Origin of the sequence: Lentzea sp. NEAU-D7 (genome assembly GCF_026242055.1) — a bacterium.
Lineage (GTDB): Bacteria > Actinomycetota > Actinomycetes > Mycobacteriales > Pseudonocardiaceae > Lentzea.
In genome coordinates this window covers 246,486-260,736 of sequence record NZ_JAPJDL010000011.1, presented here as the reverse complement: position 1 = coordinate 260,736, position 14,251 = coordinate 246,486, and the positions used below count along the sequence as shown (strand labels likewise).

At 71.5% G+C, this 14,251-nt stretch carries 15 protein-coding genes; 7 read left to right on the top strand and 8 right to left on the bottom strand.

Annotated features, from left to right (window positions below; translation table 11 throughout):
* Positions 1–89: 89 nt before the first annotated feature.
* The 4 genes from ORI60_RS23650 to ORI60_RS23635 all read right to left on the bottom strand — a co-directional run bounded on the left by ORI60_RS23650 (position 90) and on the right by ORI60_RS23635 (position 5,274).
* Positions 90–1,223, bottom strand: coding sequence for a S1 family peptidase (locus ORI60_RS23650; protein ID WP_266036752.1), 1,134 nt, complete (start codon positions 1,221–1,223; stop codon positions 90–92).
* Between the two features lie 157 nt (positions 1,224–1,380).
* Positions 1,381–2,481, bottom strand: coding sequence for a zinc-binding dehydrogenase (locus tag ORI60_RS23645; RefSeq protein WP_266036751.1), 1,101 nt, complete (start codon positions 2,479–2,481; stop codon positions 1,381–1,383).
* Positions 2,478–2,891, bottom strand: coding sequence for an acyl-CoA thioesterase (locus ORI60_RS23640; RefSeq protein ID WP_266036750.1), 414 nt, complete (start codon positions 2,889–2,891; stop codon positions 2,478–2,480). Before ORI60_RS23640 ends, ORI60_RS23645 begins: the two co-directional genes overlap by 4 nt.
* A gap of 13 nt (positions 2,892–2,904) precedes the next feature.
* Complete coding sequence (locus ORI60_RS23635; RefSeq protein ID WP_266036749.1) at positions 2,905–5,274, bottom strand: helix-turn-helix transcriptional regulator; 2,370 nt, start codon at positions 5,272–5,274, stop codon at positions 2,905–2,907.
* Between the two features lie 225 nt (positions 5,275–5,499).
* Here ORI60_RS23635 and ORI60_RS23630 point away from each other — a divergent pair, with 225 nt between their 5' ends.
* Positions 5,500–6,315: an alpha/beta hydrolase family protein gene (locus tag ORI60_RS23630; protein WP_266037283.1), complete on the top strand. Its 816-nt coding sequence runs from the start codon at positions 5,500–5,502 to the stop codon at positions 6,313–6,315.
* 95 nt (positions 6,316–6,410) lie between these two features.
* Here the strand turns inward: ORI60_RS23630 and ORI60_RS23625 are convergent, their stop codons facing one another.
* Together ORI60_RS23625 and ORI60_RS23620 are read right to left on the bottom strand one after the other, a co-directional pair.
* Positions 6,411–7,634, bottom strand: a complete 1,224-nt coding sequence (locus tag ORI60_RS23625; protein ID WP_266036747.1) for an MFS transporter — start codon at positions 7,632–7,634, stop codon at positions 6,411–6,413.
* Positions 7,631–8,605 (bottom strand): helix-turn-helix transcriptional regulator, encoded by a 975-nt coding sequence (locus ORI60_RS23620; RefSeq protein ID WP_266036745.1) that lies wholly within the window; start codon positions 8,603–8,605, stop codon positions 7,631–7,633. Before ORI60_RS23620 ends, ORI60_RS23625 begins: the two co-directional genes overlap by 4 nt.
* 95 nt (positions 8,606–8,700) lie before the next feature.
* On the opposite strand from ORI60_RS23620, the gene ORI60_RS23615 reads away from it, so the two are divergent.
* Positions 8,701–9,096, top strand: coding sequence for a RidA family protein (locus ORI60_RS23615; RefSeq protein WP_266037282.1), 396 nt, complete (start codon positions 8,701–8,703; stop codon positions 9,094–9,096).
* 46 nt (positions 9,097–9,142) lie between these two features.
* Positions 9,143–9,283, top strand: a complete 141-nt coding sequence (locus ORI60_RS23610; protein WP_266036744.1) for a hypothetical protein — start codon at positions 9,143–9,145, stop codon at positions 9,281–9,283.
* 93 nt (positions 9,284–9,376) lie between these two features.
* On the opposite strand, the gene ORI60_RS23605 is transcribed toward ORI60_RS23610, so the two are convergent.
* Positions 9,377–10,234 carry a phosphatidylinositol-specific phospholipase C/glycerophosphodiester phosphodiesterase family protein gene (locus tag ORI60_RS23605; RefSeq protein WP_266036743.1) on the bottom strand — a complete coding sequence of 286 codons (858 nt, stop codon included), beginning with the start codon at positions 10,232–10,234 and terminating at the stop codon, positions 9,377–9,379.
* 316 nt (positions 10,235–10,550) lie between these two features.
* On the opposite strand from ORI60_RS23605, the gene ORI60_RS23600 reads away from it, so the two are divergent.
* Complete coding sequence (locus tag ORI60_RS23600) at positions 10,551–10,940, top strand: HPF/RaiA family ribosome-associated protein (protein ID WP_266036741.1); 390 nt, start codon at positions 10,551–10,553, stop codon at positions 10,938–10,940.
* Positions 10,941–11,139: 199 nt separating this feature from the next.
* Here the strand turns inward: ORI60_RS23600 and ORI60_RS23595 are convergent, their stop codons facing one another.
* Positions 11,140–11,931: a PaaX family transcriptional regulator C-terminal domain-containing protein gene (locus ORI60_RS23595; protein WP_266036739.1), complete on the bottom strand. Its 792-nt coding sequence runs from the start codon at positions 11,929–11,931 to the stop codon at positions 11,140–11,142.
* A gap of 91 nt (positions 11,932–12,022) precedes the next feature.
* Here ORI60_RS23595 and ORI60_RS23590 point away from each other — a divergent pair, with 91 nt between their 5' ends.
* The 3 genes from ORI60_RS23590 to ORI60_RS23580 are packed head-to-tail and all read left to right on the top strand — an operon-like array spanning position 12,023 to position 14,243.
* Positions 12,023–12,901 (top strand): SDR family NAD(P)-dependent oxidoreductase, encoded by an 879-nt coding sequence (locus ORI60_RS23590; protein WP_266036737.1) that lies wholly within the window; start codon positions 12,023–12,025, stop codon positions 12,899–12,901.
* 11 nt (positions 12,902–12,912) lie between these two features.
* The gene (locus tag ORI60_RS23585) at positions 12,913–13,788 is read left to right on the top strand and encodes an amidohydrolase family protein (protein WP_266037281.1); all 876 of its coding nucleotides are present in this window, start codon (positions 12,913–12,915) and stop codon (positions 13,786–13,788) included.
* Positions 13,785–14,243 (top strand): MaoC family dehydratase, encoded by a 459-nt coding sequence (locus tag ORI60_RS23580; RefSeq protein ID WP_266036735.1) that lies wholly within the window; start codon positions 13,785–13,787, stop codon positions 14,241–14,243. The genes ORI60_RS23585 and ORI60_RS23580 overlap by 4 nt, the downstream gene beginning before the upstream one ends.
* Positions 14,244–14,251: the final 8 nt, after the last annotated feature.

Genomic DNA, 14,251 nt, shown 5'->3' with positions numbered 1-14,251 from the left:
GTTAACCCCCCTGGGCCTCCACGACCACGCACGCTGAGACGAGCCCCGGCTGTCCACCGCTTCACGCGGTGGACAGCCGGGGACTCCCGTCAGGCGGTGTGCAGCCTCAGGCCGTAGACGTTGAGGATCTCGTTGATCGGCTGGAACCACGTGCGACCGCCGCTGGTGCAGTCGCCGTAGCCGCCGGACGTGACGCCCTGGGCCTGGTCACCGGTGATGAACGAACCACCGGAGTCGCCACCCTGGGCGCAGACGCTCGTGCCCGCCATCTGGTGCACGTCGCCCTGCGCGTAGCGGATCGTCTCGTTGCGGCTCTGGATCACGCCGCAGTGCCACTGGGTCGTCGAACCCGAACGGCAGACCGAGGTGCCGACCGGCGCCTCCCACGAACCGCGCACCAGCGCGTCGGGCACCCGGCCCCAGCCGAGCACGACGGGCACGGTCCACCAGCCGCCGCCGGTGCGCACCCACGCGTAGTCGTTGCCGGGGAAGGAGGATCCGGCGAAGTTGCCCTGGTAGGAGCGGTCCCAGCCGTAGACGGCCGCGCCGTTCCCGCCGCAGTGGCCCGCCGTGACGTAGCCGCCGTGCACCGAGAAGCCGATGGAGCAGCGGACGTTGCCGGTGTAGTACGGGTCGCCGCCCACCGTGCCGGCCGCGAACGGCTGCGGCTGCCGGACACCCTCGGTGCGCACGGTGATGGAGCCGAGCTGACGTGCCTTGTCCAGGAACGAGGCCACCTCAGCGGTCTGCTTGCCCGCCTCGACGTTCACCACGACGGTCCCGGTGCGCGGGTCGGGGTGCCAGCTCGCCACGGCGGACGGCACCGACCCGGACGCGGACAGGGCGTCGAGGCGGTTCTTCTGCGCCGCCATCGAGCCCGCCGAACGGCCGACGACCACGGCTTCGGCACCGGTGGCCTCGACCTTGCGTGCGGCCGTCCGGTCCGTCACGGCGACGACCAGGCGGTTCTTCGTCTCGTCGAACCAGCTGCCGGCGAGTGCGGCACCGGCCTCGCTTTCGGCGCGCGGTGCGATGACCGACGCGCGTTGTTCCTTCTCCAGGCGCAACCGCGCCTGGGCCTCGGTCAGCCCGAACGCCGAGCTCATCGCGGTGAGCAGGCCGGGGGACATCTCCTTCTCCGACGCCTGGGCAGGCACCGTGAAGGTGGACCCGACCAGCACGAGTGCCAGCGCGGGCACGATTCTGGGCATGGTGAAGCGCATGCTCTTCTCCTTGTCCGTGCAGGGATCGCTGCCCGCCCCGTTGCGGGAGCGACGAACATGAGAGCGCTCCCACCGTGGCGCAGGCAGCCCGCGGTGGTCAACAGCTGACACGGGAACTGTCCTGCCCGATTCGTGCCCGGACGGGCCGAACCGGGCATCACCGCATGACGACGACCTGCCGGACGGCCTCCCCGGAGGCGAGCTTCGCGAAGCCTTCGTTGATCTCGTGCAGCGCCAGCCGCCCGGACAGCAGGCCGTCGACGGGCAGCCGGCCCGCGCGGTAGAGGTCGACGAACCGCGGCACGTCCCGGCGGGGCACGCACGAACCGAGGTAGCTGCCCTTGAGCGTGCGTTCCTCGGCGACCAGGTTCAGCGCCGGCAGGCTCACGGTGCGGTCGGGGTGCGGCAGGCCGACGGTGACGGTGGTGCCGCCGACGGCCGTCGCGGCGTACGCCTGTTCGAGCACCGCCGCCACACCGGTCGTGTCGATGACCTTGTCCGCGCCGCCACCGGTCAGGTCCCGGACGTGGGCGACGACGTCCGGCCCGCCCGCGGCCTCGTGCGTCGCGCCGAGCGTGAGAGCCAGCTTGCGCTTGTGCTCGACCACGTCCACCGCCACGACCTGCGTCGCGCCCGCCGTCACGGCCGCGAGCACCGCCGCGAGGCCGACACCGCCGAGACCGAACACCGCGACCTTCTCCCCCGGCTTGACCTCGGCGCTGTAGAACGCGGCGCCCGCACCGGTCAGCACGGCGCAGCCGAACAGCGCGGCGACGTCGAGCGGCAGGTCCTCGGGGACCAGGGTGGCCGACCGGCCGGAGATCACCGTGTACTCGGCGAACCCGGACACGCCCAGGTGGTGGTGCGGCCGTGTGCCGTCCGGAAGGGTCCAGCGGCGCTGACCGCCGAGCAGCGTGCCGTCGCGGTTCGCCGCGGCTCCGGGCTCGCACAGCGCCTGGCGGCCCGACGCGCACCGGCGGCAGGCGCCGCACGCAGGCACGAACGACAGCACGACGTGGTCGCCCACCTGGAACTCGGCGTTGGGACCGGTCTCGACGACCTCGCCCGCGGCCTCGTGGCCGAGCACCATCGGCAACGGCCGGATGCGCGAACCGTCGATCACGGACAGGTCGGAGTGGCACAGGCCGGTGGCGTGCACGCGCACCAGCAGTTCGCCGGGACCGGGCGGGTCGAGCTCGAGGTCCACGACCTCGAGCGGCCCGCCGACTCCGGTCAGCACCGCGCCTCGCGTCTTCACGCCACCACCAGACCTTCCATCGCCGTGCGCAGGTGCGCGGGGATCTCCACCGGTTTGCGGGTCTCGCGGTCCACGAACACGTGCACGAAGTGGCCCTCCGCCACGACGTCCTCGCGTCCCTCGAAGAAGAACCCGACCTCGTAGCGCACGCTCGACCGGCCGAGGTGTCCCACGCGCAGCCCGGCGTCGAGCGCCTCCGGGAACGACACCGAGGCGCGGTAGTTGCAGTGCGACTCCACGCAGAGCCCGATCTGCTGGCCGGCCTGGATGTCCAGCCCGGCGCCGATCAGCCATGTGTTGATCACGGTGTCCATGAACGCGTAGTGCACGACGTTGTTCACGTGGCCGTAGACGTCGTTGTCCGCCCATCGGGTCGGAATCCGCTGCCAGTGCCGGTACTGCTCGCGCACGCGACCTCCATCGTCAATCGAGTCTCCTGGTGAGCTCGACCCTCGACCGCACGCCGAGCCGCGCGAAGATGTTGCGCAGGTGGTGCTCGACGGTGCGGTGGCTCAGGAACAACCGCGCGGCGACCTCGCGGTTCGTGGCGCCCTCGGCGACCAGCCTGGCGATCTGCGCCTGCTGCGGCGTCAGGCCGGGGTGGTCCCTGGGCTCGCTCGTGGAGTCGCCGGCCGCGCGCAGTTCGGCGCGGGCCCGCTCGACCCAGTGGTCGACCTGGTAGGACTGGAAGATGCGCACGGCGTCGCGCAGGTGTTCGCGCGCTGCCTTGGGTTTGCGGCCGCGCCGCAGCCGGTTCCCGTACAGCAGCTCGGTCTTCGCGAGTTCGAGAGCGGTGCCGCTGGAGCGGTGGAGCCGGATCGCTTCCTCGAAGTGCTCGTCGGCGGTGCCGCTCTCCAGCAGGCCGTGGCAGCGGTGCGAGAGCGCGAGGCGGGCCGCGCTTCCCGTCGTGCCGGCCCACTTCTCGAACGGCTGCAGCGCTCTGTCCGCAGTGGACGGCTTGCCGCACGCCACGGCGGCCTCGACCACGTGCGGCGCGGCCATCACCTTGATGCCGGCGTGCCCCGGCTGCAGCCGCAGCCGGTCCAGCGCGTCGGCGGGCCGGTCGCGCGCCAGGTCGACGCACGCGAACGCCCAGGCGCCGAACGTGCCGGGCCGGGTGAGACCGCGCTGGGTGATCTGCTCGGTGGCGGCGTCGATGCGGTGCAGCGCCGTGTCCGCGTCACCTCTCAGCGCCGCCAGCAGCGCGAGGATCGTCAGGTGGTCGACCACGGCGTTGTGCTGTCCTATCGCCGTCGCCGCGTGCACGCCCTCGGTCGCCGCCATCAGCGCCGCCGAGTGCTGGTCCAGCAGCAACGCCGACAACGCCCGGTACACCAGCGCCCACGGCACCATCGCGGTGAACCCGGTCTCCCGCGCCGCCGTGACCGCGCTGGTGGCCATCTCGTGCGACCGGGCGGCGTCCCCGAGCACGTAGGCGGCCTGGCTCGCCCAGATCCGCGCCTGCGGTCCGGGGACCTGGTCGGCCAGGTCCACGACGGTGCGCAACGCGGGCAGCGCCTCGTCGTGCCTGCCGTCGAACGTCGCCAGCATCCCGGTGAGGTGCTCGAGCGTGAGCCGGGTGGCCGGCGGCTCGTCGGCGCGGCGGATCTCCTTCGCGAACTCGGCGACGGCGGCGTAGCGGCGGTGGTCCCCCGCGATGCTGGCCGCCTCACCCGCGAACCCCAGCGCGGCCACCGCGAGCTCGCGACGCGTGCCGACCAGTCCTTTCGCGGCGCGGATGAGCCGGTCGGCCGCGACGTCGGGGAGGCTCTCGCCGAGCTCGATGCCGCCGACGAGCAGGTCCATCAGCGCCCTGAGCTCCGGCGTGTGGGTCATCTTCGTCGCGGTGCGCAGGACGGCCCGCGACCGGTGCGGCGCGCCGTGCGCCCAGTGGTCGGCGGCGGCCTTGAGCAGGTGGTGCGCCTTCTGCTCGGGATCGGTCGTGAGGCGGGCGGCGCGGTCGTGGTCCCGCGCGGCCGTCGCGAAGTCGCCACACCGCTGCGCGTGCTCGGCGTAGGTGGTCAGCACGTCGACGAGCGCGGGGTCCCGCGTCGTGACCGCCTGGTGCCACGTGCGGCGGGCGCCCGGCGGCAGGGTCTCCGCCAGAACGGCGTGGGCCCGGCGTCTCAGCGGGAGCGGCACGTCCACCCGCAGGGCGGACCGGACCAGCCTGCGCGAGTCGAACAACGGCCCGGCCTCGGTCACCGCGTCCAGGTCGAGCGTCTCGGCGTCGACCTCCTCGTCCACCGCCACCATCGCGACGACGTGCTGCGCCTCGGGGGACAACGCGGCGAAGCGGGCTCGCCACCTCTGCCGCAGGGAGCTGTTCTCCGGCAGCACCTCCGGCGCCGGCGCGACGCCTCCGAGCTGCGCGGACGTGAGCGATCCGGCCAGCTCGACCAGCGCCAGCGGGTTACCGCAGGCCAGCTCCACGAGGTCCGCGGCGACGGCGGAGGGCAGGCCGGGCACGAGGTCGTGCAGCACGCGGAGGCTCGTCACGGCGTCCAGTGGATCGAGCGTGATGCTCGGCAGCCCACGTGGTCCGCCTTCGGTCGCGATGAGCAGCGCGCCTCTCGTACCTCCCACGTCCTGTGCGAGTTCCAGAAGCTCGTCATCGATCTCGGGGACGTCCACGCACAGCATCGCGTCGTAACTGTCCTCCACCGCGTTGAGCAGCGCAGTCTTGCCTGAACCGGCCTCACCACACAGCACAAGCACTCCGCCGCACCCAACGCGCGCACGCTCCACCAACGCGTCCACGGCGACGCGTTGCCGCTCTCGGCCACGCAGCATCGGCCCAGTCTTACGGCGGCGGCCGCTCCTCCGGAAGGGGTAAGGGCCAAATTCACCTACCACCGTTAGTTTTGACACCGAAGTTGTTCACCGAGACCGGTGGTTGCACCGATGCGCACCCGGACGCCGTGGTTGCAGGGTCGAGGTCGTTCCTCCCCCTGTTCCCTGCCGAATGAGGTGTACAGCGCTGTGCAACTCCGCACCCTGATTCCCGTCGCGCTCTCCATGGTGCTGCTCGGCGGCACCGTGGCCCAGGCCGCCGACAACCCGTACGAACGCGGGCCGGCCCCCACCAACTCCAGCATCGAGGCGAGCCGCGGCCCGTTCGCGGTCTCGGAGACCTCCGTGTCGTCGCTGGTGGGCGGCTTCGGCGGCGGCACGATCTACTACCCGACCAGCACCTCCGCCGGCACGTTCGGCGCGGTGGTCATCTCCCCCGGCTACACCGGCACCCAGTCGAGCATCTCGTGGCTCGGCCCGCGCCTCGCGTCGCAGGGCTTCGTGATCTTCACGATCGACACGAACTCGATCTACGACCAGCCCGACAGCAGGGCCTCGCAGCTGCTGGCGGCCCTCGACTACCTCACCCAGCAGAGCTCCGTGCGCACCCGGATCGACTCGTCCCGCCTCGGCGTGATGGGCCACTCGATGGGCGGCGGCGGAACCCTGCGCGCCGCCAGCCAGCGCCCGTCCCTGCAGGCGGCGATCCCGCTCACGGGCTGGCACACCACGAAGAACTGGTCGACCGTCCGCGTCCCGACCCTGGTCGTCGGCGCCGAGGACGACTCCATCGCCCCGGTCTCGTCCCACTCGGAGCCGTTCTACACGAGCCTGCCGTCCACGTTGGACAAGGCGTACCTGGAGCTCAACAACGCCTCGCACTTCGCCCCGAACTCGTCCAACACGACGATCGCGAAGTACAGCATCTCGTGGCTCAAGCGGTTCATCGACAACGACACCCGCTACGAGCAGTTCCTCTGCCCGGCACCGGGACGCAGCACGCTGATCGAGGAGTACCGGGACACCTGCCCGCACTCCTGATCCTCTGAACACGGGTCGCGGCGCCACCCCGAGCGCGAGCGCCGCGACCCGGCCCAGGTCGGTCGAGCACGAGCCGGCACCGCTGCGCCCCGGGATCACGTGGCGTTGCGGTGCTTCTGACCGCGCAGCACCGGTGACGCCCACGCCGCGAGCACACCTGCCGCCAGCACCACGAGGCCGGCCGCGATGCCCGCGCGCGGATCACCGGCCGCGACCGACAGGGCACCGCCCAAGGCGGCGCCGAGAGGCCGGCCGAGGCCCCAGGCGATCATCCGCGCAGTGGTGTTGACCCGAGACTGCAGTTCCTCCGGGCACACCTCCTGCCGGTAGGTGATCCCGTTGATCACCACGACGGCACCGGTGACGCCCCAGTAGGTCGCCGCCGCGCACGCCACCAGCCAGTGCCCGCTCACGAGCACGAACACCCCGCCCAGCAGGGAGAGCGGCAAGGCGCCGAGCGCCACCCCGGCGCTGCCCCAGCGAGCGGTCACCCGCGGCAGCAGGCGGGAGGCGAGGATCGCGCCCAGGCCCCAGCAGCTGAACAGGGCCGCGAGCCTCGGGTCACCTTTCGACTCCACGCCGAGCACCTGGTCGGCGAACGGCACGAGCAGGGCGATCCACGCGCCACCGGCCACCGAGTGCGTCGCGCCGACCAGGGTGAGGACCCGGATCACCGGTTCCTGCCAGAGGAACCGCAACCCCTCGCGCATGTCCGCGACGAGTTGCCTCCCACCACTCACCGGTCGTGGGGTGGCCATGCTGCTCGTGATCGCGCGCAACAACAGTGCCGAGCCCACAGCCGTCAACGCGTTCACGGCCAACAGCGCCGCCGGAGCGACGACGACCACGATCAGGCCCGTCACACCCGGCACCACGAGCTCCACCACGGTCGTGCGCCCGAAGAGCGTCGAGTAGGCGGCGGTCAGCTTCTCCTTGCCCACCAACGCCGGCAGCGCACCGAAGTTCGCCGCGTCGAAGAACACGAACGCCGTCTGCGACGCGAACGCCACCGCCACGACGTGCGGCGCGGTCAGTCCGCCCGCCAGCCACGCCACGAGCACGCTCAGCAGCACGGCGGCGACCGTGAAGTCCATCGCCACCATCATCGAGCGGCGGTCCAACCGGTCCGCGAGCGCGCCGGCCGGCAACCCGAACACCAGGTACGGCAACGCCTCCGCCGCCGTGACCGCGGACGTCCAGCCCGCCGAGCCGGTCAGCTGGTAGACGAGGACGGGCAGCGCCACCGCGGACACCACGGCGCCGACGACCGAGAGCACCCGCGCGTTCAGGTACCGGCTGAAGTCGCGTTCGCCGCTCAACGGGCCTCCTGCCCGTACCGGGCGGCGACCGCGGCGGCCCGCTGTTTCAAAGCGGTGCGCAACCACTGCGGCTCAAGGGCTTCCGCGCTCGTCGAGAGCTGCCACAACGCCCACTCCGCGTGCCGTGCGTCCTGGAACGCGACCTCCATCCGCAGCCAGCCGTCGTCGGGCTCCTCGGCGACCACGGCCAGTGCGGTGCCCACCAGCTCCTCCCGCCGCGCCGGGTGCACCCGCAGCACCACGGCGACCTGGTCACCACCGGTCCGGAACCGCGTGCTGCGTTCCTGCCAGGCCCGGCCGAGGTCGACCCGGCCCGCTCGCCGCGCGGGTTCGTCGAGCTCCTCGGCGGCGAGGATCCGCGACAGCCGGTAGGTCCGGTCCTCCCCCGCCTTCGTGGCCAGCAGGTATCCCTGCTCCCGCACGGTGACCAGCCCGATCGGGTCCACCGTGCGCCACTCCGCCGCCTCGCCCCCGGCCTCGTAGCGGATCCGCAGCCGGTGCCCCGCGAACACCGCGCGACGGACCTCCGCCACCACCGCGTCCGGCAGCTCCTCCTCCACCGCACGCCGCGAGAGGAGGTCGATCTCCGGATCGACGAGCAGCCGTTCCGCCGCACCGGCCGCCGTCTTCCGGTAGCTCTCCGGCAGCGCGTCGACCACCTTGAGCACGGCCGAGGCGAGCGACGAGCCGAGCCCGAACACCTGCGCACCGCGCCGGGAACCGGCGACCAGCAGAGCCAGCGCCTCGTCGTGGTTCAGGCCGGTGAGCTCCGTCTGAAAACCGGGCAGCAGCGCGAACCCGCCGTGCCGGCCGCGTTCGGCGTAGACCGGGACACCGGCCGCGGACAGCGCCTCGATGTCGCGCAGGACCGTCCGGGTGGACACCTCGAGCTCGCGGGCGAGGCTGGCCGCCGACAGCTGGCCGTGCCGCCGCAGCAGCAGGACCAGCGAGACCAACCGGTCGGCACGCATGCGAAAACCGTACGGGAATACGTGACACAGGATGTCGTGTATCGCTTGCGAGGCTGACGGCACTGTCGAAGAGATCGAATGGAGCTGTCGTGGCTGTGGAACGAACGCCGGTCAACCCGTGGACGTGGTCGGCGGAGCTGGGCTACCACCAGGGCGAGGTCGTCACCGGGCAGGCCCGGACGCTGTACTGCGCGGGCCAGACGTCGACGAACGGCGACGGCAAGCCCGAGCACGCCGGGGACATGGGGGCGCAGCTGGCACTGAGCCTCGACAACCTGGAGGCGGTGCTGGCCGAGGCGGGGATGTCCCTCGCGAACCTCGTGCGGCTCAACGTCCACACCACCGACGTCGACCTGCTGTTCCAGCACTACGGCGTGCTGGCGGCGAGGCTCGGCCAGGCGCGCGTGGCGCCGCCGACCACGATGCTCGGGGTGAGCAGGCTGGCGCTGCCCGACCTGATGGTCGAGCTGGAAGGGACGGCTGTGGCGTGACGCTCCGGGTGGTGACCGCTTGCGAACACCACCCGGAGATTGCCGCGTGATGGCCGCGGAGTACGTCCGCCGGTACGAGGCGGAGATCCTCGGCAGCGCCGACCTGGCTCCCGTCAGGTCGGCGCTGCCGAGAGGCGCGGCGCTGCTCTGCGTAGAACGCGACCGGAAGCCTGCCAGCGCTCGCTGATCGCCCGGCGGCCGGGCGTGCCCGTCGAGCACCTGCTGCCGTAACGGGTCGAACTCGTCAGGTTCCGCTGATCGGCGCTGCCCTGCCCGCGGTTCAGCCCTTGCGCCGCTCAGCCGGGTCGTTGGCCAGGAGGAACTCCCGCAAGCCTGCGAGGTCGTCGGTGTTGATGTGGTCGACGCCCGCCGTGAGCAGCTCGCGCCACACCGCGTCGCGAGCCTCACCCGCCACGTCCGGGGTGGCCCAGAACCGCACCCGGTAGCCGGCGGCGTGCGCCTGGGACACGATGCGGTGCAGCTTCTCCCGCTCGGCCACGGGCATGGCGCCCACTCCCTGCCAGGTGAAGTTCTTCGTCCAGTTGTCGCTGACGAGCGGCATGAACGCGGCGGGGACACCAGTGCCGAGATCGCTCATCCTGCCGTCGTAGCCGGCCCGCCGGATCCGCTGGGCGAGCATGTCCTCACGCGGCCGGTTGCCGCTGATGACCACCTCGACCGCGCCACGTCGTTCGTGACCGCCGACCCACTGGGTGAGCATGGGACGGAACTCGCGCAGCGCCTCGTCCACGGCCTTGTACGTCGCCGGACCGTCGCTCTTGATGTCGACGAGCAACTGGAAGGAACCACGCCAGTGCGGGTAGACGCGACCCCCGTTCGCCCGCACGACCTGCGCGAGCGGCTGGAGGTAGAGGCTGCGCAGTGTGCGGCCCGGCCGCGCGTCCACCAGGTCGTGCGCCACCCGCAGTTCGCCGTCCACCAGCCACACGTCGGCCTCCACCGACGTGAACCCGCGGTCGCGGGCGTCGGCCAGCGGGCGTTCGTGCTCGTAGTCGTTGTGCGCGTGCGCACGTTCGAGCGGCTGCACCCGGCCTGACGCGGCAGCGGCACCCGGCAGCGGGCTCGCCACGACGGTCACGAGCAGCGCCAACAGAACGGACGAGGTCAATCGCTTCATCGGATTCCCTTCTCTGCGTCCACACGCGAACCCGCGCCAGCGCGAGTGGTGGGCACGCACAGTGTCTAGCCAGCCGCCGCTGGTGGAAGGAGTGCTTCTTGTGGACGAACACCAGTCGACACACCGGACAAGGATCAGGTGCGGCAGAACGCCACGCTGTAGGGTCGTTCCCTTGCAGCCATGGTGGACGGTCACCGCAGCTCAACGCCCCAATTGCGGAGTCAGGGCATCCCACGCGCTGAACGCCGCCGCGTTTGAGCCGGCCGCTCCCGTGGTATCGACCAGAACCATTTCTGTCCCGTTCCGGAGGGTGCTCATGCAGATCCAGGTCAACACCGACCACAACATCCACGGTGGCGAACGACTGGCCACCTATGTGACCACCGACCTGGAGAGCAGCCTGTCCCGCTTCAGCGGATGGTTGACCCGCGTGGAAGTGCACCTCAGCGAGGACGCGGGCGGCAAGCCGGAGGACAAGAAGTGCGTCATCGAGGCGCGGCCGGGAGGCAAGCAGCCGGTCGCGGTCACCCACCACGCGACCACCGTGGACGACGCGTACGCCGGGGCGGCGCACAAGTTGGGACGGGTGCTGGATTCCCGGTACAGCCGCGCCCACGACCACAAGGGCAGTGACAGCATCCGGCACATGCCCGCTCCGGAAGACCCGGAACTGGTCGGCGCGCTCGAGGACGAGCCTCGGAGCTGATCCGGGCGACAGGGCGAGTTCGAGGACACCGTCCTCCGCGGGCTCGCCCTGGACCGGCTCGGCGCACCGCGCAGAGAGCGTTTGCAGCACTCCATCGATTTGGTGGAGTGCTGCTCCGCAGGTGACGTGCGTGAGCCTCTCCCGAGGGTGCCCACTTCATGATGACTCGACAGCGCCCCAGTCCAGTCAGCGCTGTGACCTAGACAGCCGGCACCGCGATCGACTCGATGGCGGCGGCCGCCAGCGGGGTCGCCGTCCCGGTGTAACGGGTGGCCAGCGACTGGAACAACCGCTCCGCCTCGATCGCGGGCCAGTCGCCCGCCAGCAGCTCGGCCGGCAGGTGCGGGTCCTGGCGCACGAGGTCGAGCCAGTCGCCGTGCAGCACCAGCTGGCGGGCCAGGTCGTCCGGCAGCGAGGCGTCCGGCTCGCGCCACTTCGCCAGGAAGTCCTGGTAGCGGGCGGCGATGGCGGCCGTGTCGAACGCGCGGCGCGCGAGGTCCGCCGCCTCGGTCGGCTTGGCGTGCTGGGCGGTGAAGACCGTGACGTTCTCCGCCAGCCCCTCGACCAGCTCGGTCACGTCGCGGGCGCCGGGCGCGATCCACAGGCCGTTCTGCACCGGGCCGAAGCCCGCCCACTGCAGCTGTGAGCGCAGGTCGTGTCGTTCGCCCCGGCGACCCTCCGGCAGCGAGAAGCCGACCAGGGTCCAGGTGCCGTCCCAGTCCCGGTTGACCGCGCCGCGCTGCCAGATGCGGCGCTCGCCGTCCTGCAGCACCGCCGTCGCGCGGGCGGTGAGTCCGAAGTAGACCTTGCGGCCGTTGCGGTGCTTGGCGAGCAGACCGCGCGACGTCATGCGCGTCAGCGTGGAGCGCACCGCCTCCTCCGAGACGTCCACGCGCCCGAAGACGTCGATCACGCTGCCCGAGTAGACCGCGATGTCGCGGCCCAGCACGTACAGGCCGAGGAAGTTCAGCATCAGGGACTGGGGCGTCACACCGCTCACGATACATGTTGGGCAGCATCTAGACGAGCGTCATGAATATGCCCTACTTTGGGTCGCGATCCCCACGGAGAGGACTCGCCTGATGGAGCTGTCGGGAAAGGTCGCGATCGTCACCGGTGCCGGTCGCGGGCTGGGCCGGGCGTACGCGGAAGCGTTGGCGCGCAACGGGGCCCGGGTCGTCGCCAACGACGTGGACGAGGTCGTCCACGAGGTCGCGGCGGGCATCGGCGGACGCGCGGTGGTCGCTCCGGTCGGGACGGCCGAGACCGCCCAGTCGCTCGTGGACGCCGCCGTCGAGGAGTTCGGCCGGCTCGACGTGCTGGTCACCAACGCGGGCATCCTGCGCGACCGCGTGCTGTGGAAGATGAGCGACGACGACTTCGACGCCGTGATCAACGTGCACCTGCGCGGCACCTTCACCTGCGCCCGGGCCGCGGCCGTGCGGATGCGGGAGCAGGGCACGGGCGGCAGCCTCGTGCTGGTCTCGTCGCCCGCCGGCCAGCGCGGCAACTTCGGGCAGACCAACTACGCCGCCGCCAAGGCCGGGATCGCCGCCATGGCGCGGACCTGGGCGCTGGAGCTCGCGCGGTCCGACATCGCCGTCAACGCGGTCGTCCCCGTCGCCGCAACCGAGATGACCCGCACGATCCCGGCGTTCGCGCCGCTGATCGAGGAGTCGGAACGCACCGGCGCGCCACTGCCGGAGTGGGTGCGGCGCGACGAGGGGCTCGGCACCGTCGAGGACGTCGCGGGACTGATCGTCTACCTCGCCTCGGACGCGGCGAAGGGCGTGACGGGACAGGCGATCGGCATCGGCGGCGACCGGCTCGCGCTCTGGTCGCACCCCGCCGAGAAGCAGGTCCTGTTCGCGGACGGCGGCTGGCAGGCGGACGCGATCGCCGAGCGGTTCGGCGAGTTCGAGGCCGAGACCTACGGGATCCCGCAGCCGGTGGCCCGATGAACGTTCCCAGAATGGATGTGGACAGCCTCGTCGCCATCGACGTCCACACCCACGCGGAGATCTCCGCCGACGGCCACAGCTCCCTCAGTCCCGCGCTGGTCGAGGCGTCCGCGAAGTACTTCAAGGCCGCCCACCGCCAGCCGACCATCGCCGAGACGGCCGAGATCTACCGCGAGCGGAAGATGGCCGCGGTCATCTTCACCGTCGACGCGGAGCACGCCACCGGCCACCCGCGCATCTCCAACGAGGAGATCGCCGCGTCCTGCGCCGAACACGCCGACGTGCTGATCCCGTTCGCGAGCGTCGACCCCTGGAAGGGCCGCACGGCCGTCCGCGAGGCGCGCAGGCTCGTCGAGGAGCACGGCGTGCGGGGCTTCAAGTTCCACCCGAGCCTCCAGGACTTCTCGCCGGACGACCGGATGGCGTACCCGCTGTACGAGGTGATCGAGGAGCTCGGCGTGCCCGCGCTGTTCCACAGCGGACAGACCGGTATCGGCGCCGGCGTGCCCGGCGGCGGTGGCATCAGGCTCAAGCACTCCAACCCGATGCTCGTGGACGACGTCGCCGTGGACTTCCCGCACCTGCGGATCGTGCTCGCGCACCCGTCGTTCCCGTGGCAGGACGAGGCGCTCGCGGTGGCCACGCACAAGCCGTTCGTGCACATCGACCTGTCCGGCTGGTCGCCGAAGTACTTCCCGCCGCAGCTCGTCCGCTACGCCAACACCCTGCTGCAGGACAAGGTCCTGTTCGGGTCGGACCACCCCGTCATCACCCCCGACCGCTGGCTGGCCGACTTCGCGAAGCTGGACATCTCCGACGAGGTCCGTCCCAAGATCCTCAAGCACAACGCCGCCCGTCTGCTCGGACTCGTGAAGGAGGACGCGTGACCATCTCCGTCCAAGGAATCGCAGAACTCAGGGCCCTGGCGGGGCAGAGCCTCGGCCACACCGACTGGCTGCAGATCGACCAGAGCCGCGTCGACACGTTCGCCACCGCCACCGACGACCACCAGTGGATCCACGTCGACCCGGAACGCGCCGCCTCCGGCCCGTTCGGCGGCACGATCGCACACGGCTACCTGACGCTGGCGCTGCTCATCCCGCTGATGAGCGAGCTGCTCGACGTCTCGGGCGTGCGGATGAGCCTGAACTACGGGCTGGACAAGGTGCGGTTCCCCGCGCCCGTGCCGGTCGGCGCCAAGATCCGGCTGCTCGGCCAGGTCGCGTCCGTCGAGGACGTGCCGGGCGACGGCGTGCAGCTCACCGTCGACTTCACCGTCGAGATCGAGGGCTCCGCGAAGCCCGCTTGCGTCGCACGTGCCGTCTACCGCCACTACACATGAGGTGAAGC

Coding starts and splice junctions, on each gene's coding strand:
- ORI60_RS23650 (WP_266036752.1), bottom strand. CDS start 1,223: ATGCGCTTCACCATGCCCAGAATCGTGCCCGCGCTGGCACTCGTGCTG.
- ORI60_RS23635 (WP_266036749.1), bottom strand. CDS start 5,274: ATGCTGCGTGGCCGAGAGCGGCAACGCGTCGCCGTGGACGCGTTGGTG.
- ORI60_RS23630 (WP_266037283.1), top strand. CDS start 5,500: ATGGTGCTGCTCGGCGGCACCGTGGCCCAGGCCGCCGACAACCCGTAC.
- ORI60_RS23620 (WP_266036745.1), bottom strand. CDS start 8,605: ATGCGTGCCGACCGGTTGGTCTCGCTGGTCCTGCTGCTGCGGCGGCAC.
- ORI60_RS23605 (WP_266036743.1), bottom strand. CDS start 10,234: ATGAAGCGATTGACCTCGTCCGTTCTGTTGGCGCTGCTCGTGACCGTC.
- ORI60_RS23600 (WP_266036741.1), top strand. CDS start 10,551: ATGCAGATCCAGGTCAACACCGACCACAACATCCACGGTGGCGAACGA.
- ORI60_RS23590 (WP_266036737.1), top strand. CDS start 12,023: ATGGAGCTGTCGGGAAAGGTCGCGATCGTCACCGGTGCCGGTCGCGGG.
- ORI60_RS23585 (WP_266037281.1), top strand. CDS start 12,913: ATGGATGTGGACAGCCTCGTCGCCATCGACGTCCACACCCACGCGGAG.